Annotated in this window: 13 protein-coding genes; 1 reads left to right on the top strand and 12 read right to left on the bottom strand. The window is 34.7% G+C overall.

Annotated elements, in window-relative coordinates:
- Positions 1–4: 4 nt before the first annotated feature.
- The 9 genes from CYK16_RS08120 to CYK16_RS08080 all read right to left on the bottom strand — a co-directional run bounded on the left by CYK16_RS08120 (position 5) and on the right by CYK16_RS08080 (position 7,822).
- The gene (locus CYK16_RS08120; RefSeq protein ID WP_001115082.1) at positions 5–361 is read right to left on the bottom strand and encodes an SAG1252 family conjugative relaxosome accessory protein; all 357 of its coding nucleotides are present in this window, start codon (positions 359–361) and stop codon (positions 5–7) included.
- A 919-nt stretch (positions 362–1,280) separates the two neighbouring features.
- Complete coding sequence (locus tag CYK16_RS08115) at positions 1,281–3,779, bottom strand: Spaf_1101 family AAA-like ATPase (RefSeq protein WP_101776878.1); 2,499 nt, start codon at positions 3,777–3,779, stop codon at positions 1,281–1,283.
- A 27-nt stretch (positions 3,780–3,806) separates the two neighbouring features.
- Positions 3,807–4,568, bottom strand: a complete 762-nt coding sequence (gene pezT, locus CYK16_RS08110; RefSeq protein WP_041331778.1) for a type II toxin-antitoxin system toxin PezT — start codon at positions 4,566–4,568, stop codon at positions 3,807–3,809.
- Positions 4,568–5,044, bottom strand: coding sequence for a type II toxin-antitoxin system antitoxin PezA (pezA, locus tag CYK16_RS08105; RefSeq protein ID WP_000579610.1), 477 nt, complete (start codon positions 5,042–5,044; stop codon positions 4,568–4,570). Before pezA ends, pezT begins: the two co-directional genes overlap by 1 nt.
- Before the next feature lie 67 nt (positions 5,045–5,111).
- Complete coding sequence (locus CYK16_RS08100; RefSeq protein WP_037612719.1) at positions 5,112–5,384, bottom strand: hypothetical protein; 273 nt, start codon at positions 5,382–5,384, stop codon at positions 5,112–5,114.
- Between the two features lie 37 nt (positions 5,385–5,421).
- Entirely contained in the window at positions 5,422–5,805 is a 384-nt protein-coding gene (locus CYK16_RS08095; RefSeq protein ID WP_002933294.1) for a DUF5945 family protein, read from the bottom strand.
- Entirely contained in the window at positions 5,802–6,035 is a 234-nt protein-coding gene (locus CYK16_RS08090; protein ID WP_061590579.1) for a DUF5965 family protein, read from the bottom strand. The genes CYK16_RS08095 and CYK16_RS08090 overlap by 4 nt, the downstream gene beginning before the upstream one ends.
- Before the next feature lie 50 nt (positions 6,036–6,085).
- The gene (locus tag CYK16_RS08085) at positions 6,086–7,171 is read right to left on the bottom strand and encodes a toprim domain-containing protein (RefSeq protein WP_101776877.1); all 1,086 of its coding nucleotides are present in this window, start codon (positions 7,169–7,171) and stop codon (positions 6,086–6,088) included.
- A gap of 9 nt (positions 7,172–7,180) precedes the next feature.
- Positions 7,181–7,822, bottom strand: coding sequence for a hypothetical protein (locus CYK16_RS08080; RefSeq protein ID WP_023916200.1), 642 nt, complete (start codon positions 7,820–7,822; stop codon positions 7,181–7,183).
- 159 nt (positions 7,823–7,981) lie between these two features.
- On the opposite strand from CYK16_RS08080, the gene CYK16_RS08075 reads away from it, so the two are divergent.
- A complete protein-coding gene (locus CYK16_RS08075) occupies positions 7,982–8,179 on the top strand; it encodes a hypothetical protein (protein ID WP_001841477.1) in 198 nt (65 codons plus the stop codon).
- A 13-nt stretch (positions 8,180–8,192) separates the two neighbouring features.
- Here the strand turns inward: CYK16_RS08075 and CYK16_RS08070 are convergent, their stop codons facing one another.
- The 3 genes from CYK16_RS08070 to CYK16_RS08060 form a co-directional block, all read right to left on the bottom strand.
- Positions 8,193–8,489, bottom strand: coding sequence for a DUF5966 family protein (locus CYK16_RS08070; RefSeq protein ID WP_000998893.1), 297 nt, complete (start codon positions 8,487–8,489; stop codon positions 8,193–8,195).
- Positions 8,490–8,502: 13 nt separating this feature from the next.
- Complete coding sequence (locus tag CYK16_RS08065) at positions 8,503–8,787, bottom strand: DUF5962 family protein (RefSeq protein ID WP_023916199.1); 285 nt, start codon at positions 8,785–8,787, stop codon at positions 8,503–8,505.
- A gap of 74 nt (positions 8,788–8,861) precedes the next feature.
- Positions 8,862–15,086 (bottom strand): DEAD/DEAH box helicase family protein, encoded by a 6,225-nt coding sequence (locus CYK16_RS08060; RefSeq protein WP_180948757.1) that lies wholly within the window; start codon positions 15,084–15,086, stop codon positions 8,862–8,864.
- Between the last annotated feature and the right edge of the window lie 42 nt (positions 15,087–15,128).

The following is a 15,128-nucleotide window of genomic DNA, read 5'->3' as shown; positions in this document are numbered from 1 at the left end:
GTGCCTACCTCATGTATTTTTTACGGAAGTCTTGACTAAGAGGAATGGAGTTCCCTATTTCTTGAATCAATTCCTGAACACAGGTTAAGAGAATGGATACATGTTCTTGGGTGACTTGATGTTCTGCCCTTGATAAGATTAAAATCTCATAAACATCACGACTGATTTGTTCCAGCTTTTGAGAATGCCAGAAGGTGAACCACTTTTCAGCAGTCATTTCTAACTCGTTCTCCAGTAACTTGTTTCTGGCAAATGAAGAAAAGTGTTCAAATCCTTTATTTTTCATCATTATGTCAATCATTTCTAATTCATTTGCAGTCAAATTAACCTCTTTGCGAATGTCTCTGTATTGTTCTGGCACACTACTTCCTCACTTTCATCTATTGTCGGATAATTCCCGACCCCGTGTCAACCACGGGAAACTTATAAAAACAAAATATAGCATCTTGTAAGGCTTTGCGAGCTCAGATATTGTGTCCACAATATCCCAAAAATCATATCGCCAGCCGACCAAAACCTTCTAGTTTTGATAGCCAACGATAAGATAACTTGGTGGCTTCGCCCCCAAACCCCCAGTTTAAATTTGAGTATCGATTTTCTTAGGATGATATTAGGATAACAAGGATTATTTGAAGAAGTTATCACAGATCGATTAGGGACTAATCTCTAGCCCATCTAACACCACTGTGCGTACCGTTCGGCACACAGCGGGCCAACTAAGTTTTAACGAGAGCATTATACTCACTCATCTTTTCATTTTACAATTCGTTCTATCAGTGCCGTCCTATATTTGTGATCAGCTTCCATCATTTACGTTTTCAGTTCACTGTCTTTTCAGGCCAGGAATTAGGATTGACAAATTTAATTAGAGAGATATCCATTTAGTTGTTCACCCTTCGCTCCATTTCCATTACAGAAATTTCTTCAATACTATGGGTTCAGCTGACTCCCATGATTCGTTGTACTACGTCCTAAACGCTCACGGAATAAGCCGTACATCTTTCCTAGTTTACTCTCGTAATTTACGTATATAGGTTACGACACCTATTTGGATTTTAGAATTCCTCATCCGCTATATGGCTTCAAGTCACGATTCTGTTTGTAGAGCCTTGATTTCGCTAATTCCTTCCTCTCCCCCCTACCTCAAGATATTCAGGCTTAGGAGTCGCTATTGGTTTCATCTGCAGCAGATATCAAAAGAAGACTTGGACCTCAGATGTACACTATGCCTGTCGAACAAAGAAAAAGTAGGCTAAATTTCTAACCTACTTTTTCTGGCTCTACTCTGATAAAGCCGTCTCATATATAGACATTTTATGCTTGAAGGAATCTTTCCCTCCCTCTAATTGATTGATGATATGATTTTTTATATATTTTTCACTAACATATCCCTGTGATTCAATCCATCCGTTAACTCCATCTGACTCCATAATAACAACTTGATCTGTCATAGAATTTGTTACAATTGTAGCATTATGTGTTGCTAAAATAATTTGTCGTTGAGCTTTCACATCTCTAAACTGCTGAACTAAATGCCTGTAAATATAACGATTATCTAGATTATCTTCAGGCTGATCAATAATCAATGGTCTGAAGTCTTTAGAATAATCACTATACGCTAATAAAAAATCAAGCATGGCTACAACTTTTTGTCCCAAACTTAATACACCAACTTCTTTATAGAGGATATCAAGTTGGTGTGAGGTTTCTTTGGAGTTAATATTAAACTCCAAAAATAACCTTTCATTTGCTACATGCGCTTTTAAAACTCTTTTAAACTCATTTAATAAACTACTATTTTCAATTAAAGAGTAGATACTCGTTTTTAAATGCATAATGTTGTATTCATTAATTTCAGATTTATCTCTCCAATTATTTTCTTGTTTTGCAAAATTATCTTCAGAGATACTTTTTAAAAGCATAAAATACTTATTAGGAATATTTTGTCTTACAATGACTTTAACAAATTCTTTCATTCCTAATTCCCGATAGATAAGATATAAAACGTCTGCTACATCTTGCATACTGATTCTATAATTTTCAAACGAAGAACTGTTATTCTTGAAAAGATAACTTTCCAAATGCGGTTCTTCCCATCTATCAATTTGTTCATAACAAATTCTTAACTTACCAATCTGAGTTTTATTAAAATCCTCAATAATTTCGAGTATTAATTGCTTCCGCTGTTTTAAATATTCATCAAGTTCCTTTAATTTTACTTCAAACGATTCGAGTGTCTGAGTTCTTAGCCCATAGTCTGGTCTCGGTAATTTTTTATTTTTAATCATTAAATTAGAAATAAATTCTGTAATTTTTTCACCGTCAGCTGTTTTAACTAACTCATTAACAGAATATCTCCTATCAAACATTTTCTCTAAAATTCTAGTTTTATCAACTAATTTAAAATGGTTACCTTCAACTTTATAAACTTTTGTGTACAGAGACCGTGTCCATTCTTTAATAGAGTCAGAATTAAATATGTAAGAATAGCCAAACCTATTCTCTCGATTTTGCCCATAATATTGTAAAATATTATCCTTATTTTCTTGTTTGACATCTGGCAAACTAACTTCAATAATATATTCAGTTTCTTCTAAAACATAGAGTACAAAAGCATTTGCATGGTTACATAGAAATTCCAATTTGCTTTGCTTATCACAATCTTGAGAAAGTACAAATTGTAACATATCAATTAATGTGCTTTTCCCTGTACCTCTCCCTCCAATTAAACAATTCATAGATGGTGAAAATGTTAAAAAGAAGTCTTTATCTTTTTTTAATTTATCACCTGCAAGAAAACTTCTATTTTCCCCACGATTTTCTATATATAATCCTTTTATATAAGACTTTTGTTTAAAGCTTGGCTCACATAAACTAACTGATACATTATAATCAAACAATGCTTCTTGAAACATATTGAAAGAAATTTTTCCACCTTTCAACCACAGATTGTTCTTCCCGAGTGAATCAATTTCGTGAGAATCATTATCTAATAAAAAATTGGGCTCACAATTAAAATCTGTTAATAGTTTTTTTCTAGAACCTTCAACAGAATTTATATTTTTAACACCAATAAATCGTGTGTTTTCTTTAGAAAAAATCTTTCGTTTATATGCACCTGATAAGTGAGAACCTTTTTTCAAAATGTTATAACTATTGAAATGAGCAATATAATTAACTATTTTTTGATTATTGAAATCTTTCATGATAGTCAGTGAATGTTGATAACTTCCATCTTTCTCACTTATAATATTTTCACTTAACCATTGATTAACCCATGACTCTTGTTCATAATCATATATACATACAATATGCAATTTATCCGCTGCACTAATTTCTACTCCATGTAAAATATGAGGATGTATATCATAATTCGGATAAGTTTGCATTATGATTGAGACTGCCTTTTGCAACTTTTTAATACCTTTGGTAGTATTATGATCAGTTACTACAACTATTTCTATTCCATTTTTTATGATTGTCTCTGCTAACATAAGAAAACTAATATATTCTTTTGAACTAGAAAAAACAACCTTATCAAAATTACTAAAAAAAATTGTCTTATCAACTTTTATTTTCTTATTTTCAAAAAATATATCATATAGTTCATCTTCAGTAATTTTTCTATATTTCGTTGCAGTCCAATTAGAAAATAGCTTGTAATCATAAGAAACAGGTGTATGCAAATGAATTAAAGTCTTGTGAAAGCTACCGAATTTCTCTTTGGAATTTGTTAGTTCTTGATAAACAGACTTTATCTTGTTATTAAACCCTCTCACTTCTACTCTCCTAAAAATATAAATTGTTTATTTTTCAAGTAATTCATTAAGTCTCTTTTCCCCCACCTTCAACATCTCTTTCTCTACCTGACTCCACTCCCCAAACAGTAACTCTTGAAGAATATCTGCTGCTGGAGCTGTATTTTCTTTTGAATCATATACACAACTTCTATCTCGTTGATAAATTTGAATTCTTTCAAAGATAGCTATTTCTTCCAATTGTCGTGTATTATCAACTAGATGATTTACAATGAAATCATGATGTTCTTTTGGAGTTGCGCGTGCTTGATTTGGATTGATAGCGTACAATTCTTCGTATCGGATAAGGGTGCTCAGATAGGACAATTCGGGCTTTGTTGCGATTATGGCTAATTGTACTTCATATCCCTTACTTTTCAAGTGTTGTGCTGTTTCCTTTGGAACATCAATTGTTCGTAAAGTTCCCTCTATCAAAAGATTGTATCCCAAATGACTCAATTCGGTTACTAGAGACTCTACCATTTTTCCCGCAAAATCTTTGGTGTATTCAACGCTATCTTTGCCATATTCTTGCTGCAGTTCTAAATAGTGTGGGTGCTGAGAACGAAAACTATCGCCATCTATGATAACAATATTTCCTTGAAATTCTTTCTGTTTAATTCGATGAATTGTAGTCTTACCAGCACCACTTTGCCCTCCAAGCAAAATCGCTATAGGTTGTTTACTGGACTTTTTTCCTCTTGTCAGTGAGCGAAGGTTTCGCTCTAAAGCATGTTTAAATGCACTATCAGTATAATCTTGGATATCCATTAGGCTACCATCCGTTTTTCAGATATCTCTAACATGCGCTCAATTCCATCCAAATAGCCGCTATATCTCTCTATTTCATCAAAAGTTTCAACTAAATAGATATTCGTATGAATCAAGTCAGATAGATCATCACTCATTAAAATCCAAGGATTAGATTCATCATCAATGCTAATTCCCTGACTATCTTGATAACGATAAAGTCGAGATAATAGATTAGCACCTCTTTCTTTCACTATTTCAATTTTTAAAGTCAGTTCATAATCTTCAACAGGATTAAGCATTTTGTCTTCTCCTACAATATCGACATAAGATACATTAAACTTTTGACAAATGATGTCTATTAGCTCCGTAGAGACTGAACTAGTTCCATTTTCATAACGACTCAAGCTATTTCGAGAAATTCCTATAATTTGGGCAAATTCGGGTTGTGTTAAGTCGTGTGTTTTACGTAAGGATTTTATGTTCTTTCCAATCATGGCAAACTCCTTTATTTTTATAATTCAATTATAGCATAAAAAAGCAGAACGCACCAATTTTGGTGCGTTATTGACTATTTTTCCTAAATCTCTCTAAATTCTTCTCCAATTGTTCCTTATGAAGTTGATTCTTAGCTTCCTTTAATGTGTCGTCCAAAGTTTCTTCTCTGTAAGTTGCTTCTGTTTTTAGTTGTTCTGATCCTTGATCTGGAGTGAAAATGATATCTAACAGTCGGTCTATTTTTTCAAGATCTTGTACAGACATATCAGATAGTCTATGAATTAGCTTCTTAAATACATCACTATTGTCTTGGTTTTTCTTAAAAAGTTTTGTAAACATCTATAACCTCTCAAAAAAAGCAGCCTATCAGGACTGCTTAGTGTAATTCGGAAATCGCATCATAAATTGACTGCAATTTCTTATTGTCTTTATTCTTTGTGTCGATCAACGTATGTAGCTCTTCAATTTTCTTTTGACTACTTTGAATATCGCTATTGTTATCTGCAATAAGTCTTTTAAGATGTTGCTGATAACTTGTAGTGATATCTGTCTCTTTTCCTGTTCTAACCTCTGTAACTTTGGGTTTAGAACTAGAATTTGATTCCGTCACAGGTGCTTGTTTACGCTTTTGAAAAGCTGCTTCATAATTTACATCATTACCTCCTTGATGATTTCCAAATAAGGCCGCAATTTTATCTGGATCTTCTTGATTTTCTGATTTACTCTCTAATGGTTGATTAAAATTCCAATCTTTTGTCATTCACTCATTTCATCCTTTCTAAATTCAGAATCATCGAATTGTCTTTCTCTACCGAAGGCATGGTCAAGAGCTTCTTCAAAACTCATGTGACTAATGCTTTGACGCCTTTTGAACGTCACAAACATCGCTGTCTCCAGTTGCTCTTTGTAAGAAGCGAGCTTTTCTGTCTCTCTTGCTACCTTGCTTTCTTGCCTAGTGACCTTTTCTTCTAAGCGTTCGATTATGGTCATATACGATCCTCCTTCATTCTAATATTAGCTAAAACATCTTGATTTTGTTATCACAATTCTAAACATTGAGAAGTTTGTCCTACTGGTTGATTCCCCAATTGCTCTTTTGCAGTCTCAAGCATAAATTGTAAATCTGATTTCTTTTCTCGAAGGACATCATTCCAGTCTACTTTTTCTTTCCCAGATTCATTATCAGGCAAATCCAGTAAAACAGGAAATCCTGATTGAGATAACTTATCAGAAAAATCTTTACCTGCATCATCACAATCTACCGCAAGTGTCAATAAATCAGGATGATTATCAAAATAGCTGGTGGTATCACGAATTGTATTGATTAAAGGCAATAACTTTGAAGGTATTACTGTATCCAAAAATTCCAACTTCTGATTTTCTTCAGCTATCAGTCGTAAAGTTTGATAAGCAACAACAGACTTTTTTAATCCCTCCATAGATACCAAACGAACATCAGATAGACTTTGTTGATGAAGTTCGTAATAGCTCATTAAGTCGATGAACGATTCACAAAAGACCAGTCTATTAGGTTTACCAATATCAAAGGATATTCCAACATGTCCATGGCTTCCTTTTAGAATCGTTTTTAACCTCTCTCTAGGAAGAGAGTGATTCTTATAAATCCCTTGGAGACTTGCTGCCTGCAGCTTGTGACGATGATTAAAGCTTTTAAAAACAATAACAGGTTCAACTGTTTCATTTGTTTTCCAACTAGCTTGTACTATCAAACCTTGTTGAATCATCTTTTGTACGATTTCTTCTGAAATTCCTCTACATTCTGTTAAGTAATATCTGGCCAGACTACAGTGAGAATCTTCTATTCTCTTTAAAGGATAATAAAATGGTCTCTCTCTTTTTTCTTGAACAGTTTCTTTTTGAAAAGGTTCTTCAGAAAGAAAGGCTAGAGCTTCTTTAAAGGAAATTCCCTTAACAAGTCGAACAAAATCAATGACATCACCTTGAATATCTCTTGAAAACCATTTAAAAGTATTGGTAGTTGAAAAAATCCGAAATGAATCGTGTTCAGGATGTTCATAGACACTGCTCGAAACTTGTTTAAAGGAGATACCTAAACGACTTGCTACATCAAGAATTGAAATTTTCTTACATTCTTCTATTTCCATGCAATATCATCATTTTGTCGTAGTATTTGGCAGTGATGGAACAGATGAGGATTCTTCTAAAGTTTTAGGAGTTGCCTTATCTAAATCATCTAACCCAGATTTCCAAACCTGTACTTGGTTGACCAATAACTTACCAGGTAGTTTAGAATAGGATAACTTAACTGTTCTTGTTTCTGTCTGATTCGTCTTTGATTGGTTGGCATTCTTTAAATCAGATACATAGGTTACATTATAAGAGACCATGGCAATAGCTTGATTCGTAGTCTGATTGACAAAGATATCAGCTTTTTCGAAATGATAATCTAAAATATAATCCTTATACACTTGGTTCATGGCATCATTTTGACTTGACAATTCTTGGGAATAAGCCGATTCAGTCATATAAGGTTGAATACGTGTATTATTTTCTCCGAGCTTTTCTTTCGTATAGTACTGTGTCAAAAATTCTTTTACAGTATCTGATGACAAAATACTTGCTTTATCTTCTGCTTGTTTGTCCTCTACAAGTTTAGCTGCAGCCAATTCGATTTCTTTGCGACTTTTTTTAGCAGTAGAATGTTGACCAACAGTATATCCCATCATGAGAATAAAGCTAGTTGCGGCTACTGCTCCAACACTAATTAACGCTTTAGTTTTGACTTTATTTAACATCTTAGACCTTCTTTCTATAAAAACTAGGTCAAGAATAACAAAAAGAACTTGTAAGTTTTATCACATCACAACGAAAGGTAATTCCTACATTTCAGGCGAAAAATCGTACAGTTCAGAGAAAAATATCAAAATTAGCTGTCTTCAGTTTATAATATAAATATGAACAAATTAAAAGAAGAAAATTTGAGAAGAGCTCTTTCTCATATTGAACGCCATAAACAAGCCATAAATACAAGTAATAATAGTGAGGATAATGATTTTCATAAATTATTACTCCAATTTAGCTATGATGTATATGAAAGAATCAAGGCAAATAAAAAACCCTATCCGAATTTAGATTCAGATAAAGTTTTTTAACCATCTAACAAGTTTACATACTTTCCTTAGTTTTGGAGTTTATGAAACGCCAACTGAATCCTAGAACCAACATCAGATTGATGAAAAGGTACACAGCCGTAAAACTAGTTAAACCATGTTGCCTGATATCATCAAAGTATAAAGTCGGTTCAGTAAAGAACAAATAAATTCCATAGACCTCCACGAAAATAAGAAAACTGATAAAACCAATAAGGAAAAGTCCACTGGCAATAAGAAAGAGTCTCCATAAAAGAATGAGAATTCCTCCTACTGCTAAAAAAATTACTGGGATAAGGAGTAAATCATTCATGACTTTCTCCTTCCTAATCAATCAATTGACGATAATGGGTGGCAAGAGAGGAATCAAACTCTTCTAATTTTTGAACTAAGTCCAAATACTCCTCTTTTTCATGTTCTTCAAAGTCCACACCTCGATGATTTTGAAGAGTGATTTCCAATTGGCTAGTGAGTTCTCGTTTGGAAAAGCTGTAATCGCCTGTCACTTCCTCATAATGTTCCTTTAACTCCTTGTAGGCTTGGTATTCTTCAGGTGTTTGAAATCCCTGTACCAAAGCCTCTTCTAATTGATAATAGGTATCTTCCATCATAATTGTTACCTCGTTTCTTTCTATCTTTATTCTACCGCGCTTTTCATTTCTTGTCCACTATTTGTATCTATTTTTTAATCCAATTCAAAAGAAAGTTGTTCCTGCTTTTCGTTTCCTTTTTCATGGAATTGTCTTAAGGCTTGATCTATAATATCTAAATCCGTTTCTGTTTCAATCAATGGCGCGAGTACATCGTATTCGGCCTTTTTTGTTTGATAATCCTCTTCCTTTGGAAAATTTTTCTCAATTTCTACCTTAGCAGTAGTCCATTTATCCTTTAATTCATCCAATAAGTTCTGAGTTTTCACTTGGTCCTCTTTAATGTGTTCAATCGTATGCTGAAGCCTTTGAATGGTCCCTAAAGGAGAATACAAATCTAAACTGACAGAATATTGATTTTCTCCTACAATCTTAACAGAGAAGGTTTCAGGAAGAGGTTGATTTGTTGGAAGACTAAGCATTTTAATGTCAAATCCTCTATAGCTTGCTAGGGTACGGAATTCTTTGCTGTCAGCTTGATTATGACGGATAAAACGGTGTAGGGATTCCCCTGCTTCAGATCGTTGATCAAAAGCTTGCTTACCTACCGTCATAGAAAATGCCTGGTCTTTCGACATTTCTGACTGTTGAATGTCGCCTTCATACTTGCTTAATCGTTTCTCAAGAATGGGCATATTTTCTTCACAGTAGGAGATTGTATGACGATAGTGATCCTTGCTGCGTTGAAAGGCGCGTCTTTGATTTTCTAATAGAGTTAGATCATTCTCTAGTTCCATCTTATATTTGAGATAAGGATTACCTGTTGCTAGTGCCTTAAAATCAGAAGCTGTCATAGTCTGTTCATCAATGTCTTCTGCAGCACGAATCGGCTCCTTAGAAGTCATAATCTGCTTAATATAACGGAGTTTGTTCTCCTGAGTTGCCCATAGATAATTATCAAACGAACCTTTGGTAATATAGTGGTAAATATCCACTTCCTTGTTTTCATTTCCTTGTCGGATAATCCGTCCATTGCGTTGCTGAATGTCACTTGGTCTCCACGGTACATCCAGGTGATGAACTGCTTTCATCTTGCTCTGAACATTTAAACCTGTTCCCCCTTTTTCAGTTGAGGCAAGGAGAATCCGCACCTCTCCTGCATTGACTTTTCGAGACAAACTATTCTTCTTTTCATCACTATTGGCATCATGTACAAAGGCAATTTCCTTACTAGGGATTCCTCTATCAACTAATAAAGCCTTAATCTCAGAATAGACATCAAAACCATTATCCTTTTTCTTAGGTGTGCCAATATCTGAAAAAATCATCTGAGTAGCCTTATTTCCCATTCCCTCACGATAAATTCTTTCAACATTATCCACTACCTGAAGCAGTTTGTGATTGTCTGCTAGACTATAACTAGAGTCCAATAAACGCATATCAATTGCTAGTTTCCGTGCCTCACCTGTTATCTTTAACATGTTATCCTGACTCGGATCAACTGTTCCACATTTGACCATATCTGACCTCATAACTAATTCTTCTAGATAGAGTTTCTGGTTTTCAGTTAACTCACTCTCAATAGGGATAATATGAGCTTCTGGAACAGGTAAATCCAACATATCTTGTGTTTGAATGTCGGCTGTTTCTTTATAGATTTTCATCAACTCAGGTAGATTGACAAACTTTTTAAATCGTTTCTTAGGTTGGTACTTATCCCCTGTAGGAGCTAATTCCATAGAGTTTTGAATTTCTCCAAAAGCACCTACCCAAGAGTCAAAATAATCAACTTGATAGCGTTTTAAGATATCGGGTTGAATGTAGTTCATCATAGTGTATAACTCACTAATAGAATTGGAAACAGGTGTTCCTGTCGCAAAGACAATATTTTTAAAATCATGTTCTTCCTGAATCTGTCGAACCTTCATTTCCATATCCACATTTTTCTTAGACGTTGTATTAGTAATCCCTGCTACATTTCCAAGTCCAGTAATGGGACGAATATTTTTAAAGTGATGTGCTTCATCCACAAAGAGAAAATCAATTCCTAAGTTCTCAAAATCAATAAAACTATCACGATTAAAGCGTTGGAGTTCTTCCAATTGTTTCTCTAGACCACTTATTGATTGCTCTGCTTCTTTAACGGTATACTTATTTTCAGAATGTGTTTTAATCTCTCGTAGTTCATTGAGTTTATCCTCAATATAGTTCATCTGTCTTTCTTTACTGACAGGGATTTTTTCAAATTGAGAATCCCCAATGACAATGGCATCGTAATCTCCTGTAATAATACGTGACACAAATTGTTTTCTTCTCGCCTTCACAAAATCTTTCTTAGTAGTCACAAAGACTTTTTTAGTAGGGAAAAATTTCATGATCTCTTGGCCAAATTGAGCAGACAAACTAGAAGGCACTACATACAAGGGCTTATGAACCATCCCCAACTCCTTTAATTTAAACCCAGCACCAAGCATGGTCAAGGTCTTTCCTGAACCTACCTCATGAGCTAATAAAGCTCTTTTTTCTTCTACGATTCTTTGAATGGCATTCTCTTGATGAGGGCGAAGGCTGATGTTTTGTGCCAAGCCATCAATGACTAGATGGCTACCGTCATATTCTCGACTAACTGTTCGATTATAAAGACGATTATAGCTTTCCTCAATGACTTGTTGGACTTCTGGATACCGTGAGACAAATTCTTGAAAGAGCTCTTGTAAATACTGCTCTTTTGCTCTTAGAACAGAGGTTTTTTCCAAATCTGTGATGGTCTTTTTCTTTTCTCCTTCCGTAATAGTCATAGTAATCGTCGGTTGGTTCGAATTAAGTAAATTCTCAAAAATCTTTCTTCCTGTATCATAACGTGACCCACTAACTCCAAGACTACTATCTTTGGCACTTGGATAGCGATAAGCAAATGATGTCCTTAAATGAACCTGCCCATCGACAGGATTCACTTCAATGACTTGTTCAACATCTGGCGAAGACAATTCAAATTCACGATTGGTAAAACATTCAAAGGCAAATTTACCATAAACGGATTGAGGAATCCAACGTGACCCTATTTTAAACTCAATATCTGCCAGATGAATCCTTGGAGGGCGAACAGATTCTAATAAATCTAAAGCATGGCTCCAATCATATTCTTGGTTGTTTTCCTCCACTAATAGTTGAACTACTTCTATCTTATTGAGAATGTCTCCTGATAAAAACTGGTTCTTAGAAAGATATTTTCTTTCCCCTCTTAAATAGCTTTCTGGATCTATTAAAATCTGGTCACCCAACTCATCTAAAATAGCAGCTTGGCTATGTTCAGGATAAATTGATACCATATAGTCTAAATCAACCCCTCTACCATCCGATAAACTAGAGTTTAAGGCATCTAGAGCCGTTGAAACTCTTGCAATCACTCTCTCTGGCCTAACCAATGCTTTCTCAAAGGCTAAAGATTTTTTATATTTTACTTTCTGACTTTTAGAATCAATGTATTCATCTTCTAAACTTGCTAGTAAAGAATACTTATCGTCACTATCAAATAAGTTCCGATTGACTGAGGCATTCAAGTATCCAAATTGACTTACAAAGCGATCATAGTCATGATTGAGTTTACTAAGTAACACCTGAAAATCAGCCCGACTATAATCTGGATGACGTTGAATTTCAATTAAGGATTGATAGGTCTCTCTCAAATCAACCATGCCCTTAATACGACTAATGTCCTTATCCGATAAGGGACTTTCATAAAAGACAGTTTTTTTGAACAGTCCCTTATATTTCCCTCTTTTACTCGCTTCTTCTGACTTGTAAACATCTAGTGCTTCCTCATCTGTCAAATGAAGTTGCACGAATCGGTCTATTTTATGTTCAGACAAAGAACTGTCCCAGGCTTTAAAATCTCCCTTCTCGTCTACATAATAACTAATTTCGTCTACTTTTGAACTTTTCCGAATACCATGCGTATCTCGGTAATAAATTTGATTTCCCTCATATCCAAAAGAATAGAGCGCTAAGTCCTCCCGTATACGACTTGGGATAGAATTATCCACTTCTTCTTGGATAAAAACAGGTGCTTTCAAAGAATTGTCAATTTGTTTAGGTGCTTCCACATTCTCTAAAGCTTCCATTATGTCAGTAGCTAATGTTTCTGATACCCCCTTAACATTGAGAGTTCCTCCATTAAAATTACGTACCTCATATTGACCCAAAAATTGTGTATTGTATTTCCCATCAAAATATGGATTAATCCAGACACGCTTATCCTCTTCAAAGGGAATAGAGCCACTAAAGACAAGCTCATCTTCATTAAGATTCTTTGCTTGATCCTTTTGAAAGAAGAGGAGGTCTGTGGTCACTCGAGTACCTGCAATCTTTTTAAAAGCCGTATCTGGCAACCGAACTCCCCCTAAAAAATGAGTGTTGGATTTAATTTCTTGTAAGACATTATCTGTCCGCTTATCCATTGTCCCGATAGATGAGATAATCGACACTTGTCCTCCATCTCTTACTAAATCAAGTGAGTGTTTGACAAAGTAATCATGAATCATATAAGGTTTATCATAGTTTTTATCTGCAATCCGAAAATTTCCAAACGGAACATTCGTTAAGACTAAATCAAAACTATTATTTTGATAGGGAACTTCTTCAAATCCTCTCACTTCAATATGGGTATTGGGGTGGAGTTGTTTTGCGATTGCGCCTGTCACGCTGTCTAATTCAACTCCATAGAGTTCTGATTTCTCTCGTATACTTCTAGGCATAGCCGCAAAGAAGTTCCCAGTCCCCATAGAAGGATCTAATATCCTTCCTCCCTCAAAACCATCATCCAGTAACTTTTGCCAAATCTGGCGAATAATCATTGGGTCTGTATAATAGGCTGTGAGAGAACTTTGTTTCATAGTGGAGTATTCTGATTTACCTACTAAGCTCTTAAGAGTTAAACGTTCTGTTTCATACTTTGGGTTGAGTTCATCGAAAAATTCATTGGCAAGACCACCCCAGCCGACATACTTGGCTAGTAGTTCTTGTTCTTCTGGATTCGCTTGTCGTCCCTCTTTTTCTAATCTTTTAACAAGTTCAATTGCGGCGATATTCGTTTCAATCTTTTCTCGATTTGTCTTAGGATAAAAGTCCTCTAAATCATCTGGAAAAACAAAATCTAGAACAGGGACATCCGTCTCTTCTATACCTGAAATTAAAGATTTTGTTTCCTTATCCTTTTCATTTACATTTTCTTCTTCCAGGTAGGAAAACAAATCTATTTCCTGACTTTCACTTGATGAATCAATCTCAATCTCTGAATCTTCTTTTTCAAGTTCTAAATGAGACAATACTTGTTCAATCTCTTCCAAACTGTTCAAGTATAAGATAGGATTCTCTTCAAATAACTGGTTGGAATCATTGAATAGCTCTAGGCGAACTAAGTCATTTAACTGCGCATTTTCAATCGAAACCAACTGAAATACTTGTCCTTTATAACTTACTTGTGAACCGATTGGATATTCCCTCAAAGCTTCTTCTACAATTTTATCTACTTTAGATAGGGAATGAACTTCCACATTTTCTTCTACCTGGTCAATATTATCTAAAGGTAAGACTGCTTCCTCTACTTGCTTAGACTTTTCTCTTATAGCCTTTACTTCATCAAAATAAGTAATAATTTTCAGCTTTTGTGTCAGTGGGAGTTGTGTGTAGTTTTCTTCATGATGGACAAGATCCGTAACGATATCTAAAGTAGCCATCAATTCTGAACCCAAATAGGCTAGAACATCTCCTTCTTTTTCTTCAAAATGAATCTCAAGAACTTCTTTTTTTAGTTCTTTGGAATCAACCATTAGAAGAAACTCCTCTATATCTCTACTAATGCGGTCAGATAGATTATTCGCAACCCGATAGACATTGACTAAATTGACATCCTGATTCTGATGAAATACAAGCTCACTTAATGGTGTTAGCTTCTCTTTCTCAGATTGGATGTAAAATCGAGTGAAAAGATTATAGGTTGCGACTTCTAGCACCAAGTTTTTCTCAAAATTACTTAATTGAGATAATTTACTTAGACCTGCTTGTCCAAAATTTCTTGTGTAACTTTCTAAATCTTGGTCATTATTTTCAGAACTGGCCTCTAGGAAAGAGATAATATCTTGATGAAACGAATAGACATGAGGTATCTCCTCTATCTTGCCCTCTTCAGTCAAAAAACTCTCTACCAAATTCTGCCATTTCTCATCAAAATGTTGCGCTTGATAACGAAGAAATAAGTCCATTTTCTCTCTATCTTTTGGAATTGTTCCACGAAACATAGCCAATAATTGTATTACTTCCATACTCGCTCCTTTCATCTATACGAAAATAGGAGAATCACATGA

Source organism: Streptococcus oralis subsp. dentisani, from assembly GCF_002860905.1.
Lineage (GTDB): Bacteria > Bacillota > Bacilli > Lactobacillales > Streptococcaceae > Streptococcus > Streptococcus oralis_BA.
This window is presented reverse-complemented; position numbering and strand designations above follow the sequence as displayed.

Excerpts from the sequence above, each read along its gene's own strand:
- pezT (WP_041331778.1), bottom strand. The coding sequence starts at position 4,568 with ATGGATATCCAAGATTATACTGATAGTGCATTTAAACATGCTTTAGAG.
- CYK16_RS08100 (WP_037612719.1), bottom strand. The coding sequence starts at position 5,384 with ATGTTTACAAAACTTTTTAAGAAAAACCAAGACAATAGTGATGTATTT.
- CYK16_RS08080 (WP_023916200.1), bottom strand. The coding sequence starts at position 7,822 with ATGTTAAATAAAGTCAAAACTAAAGCGTTAATTAGTGTTGGAGCAGTA.
- pezA (WP_000579610.1), bottom strand. The coding sequence starts at position 5,044 with ATGATTGGAAAGAACATAAAATCCTTACGTAAAACACACGACTTAACA.
- CYK16_RS08085 (WP_101776877.1), bottom strand. The coding sequence starts at position 7,171 with ATGGAAATAGAAGAATGTAAGAAAATTTCAATTCTTGATGTAGCAAGT.
- CYK16_RS08090 (WP_061590579.1), bottom strand. The coding sequence starts at position 6,035 with ATGACCATAATCGAACGCTTAGAAGAAAAGGTCACTAGGCAAGAAAGC.
- CYK16_RS08060 (WP_180948757.1), bottom strand. The coding sequence starts at position 15,086 with ATGGAAGTAATACAATTATTGGCTATGTTTCGTGGAACAATTCCAAAA.
- CYK16_RS08065 (WP_023916199.1), bottom strand. The coding sequence starts at position 8,787 with ATGATGGAAGATACCTATTATCAATTAGAAGAGGCTTTGGTACAGGGA.
- CYK16_RS08095 (WP_002933294.1), bottom strand. The coding sequence starts at position 5,805 with ATGACAAAAGATTGGAATTTTAATCAACCATTAGAGAGTAAATCAGAA.
- CYK16_RS08070 (WP_000998893.1), bottom strand. The coding sequence starts at position 8,489 with ATGAATGATTTACTCCTTATCCCAGTAATTTTTTTAGCAGTAGGAGGA.
- CYK16_RS08075 (WP_001841477.1), top strand. The coding sequence starts at position 7,982 with ATGAACAAATTAAAAGAAGAAAATTTGAGAAGAGCTCTTTCTCATATT.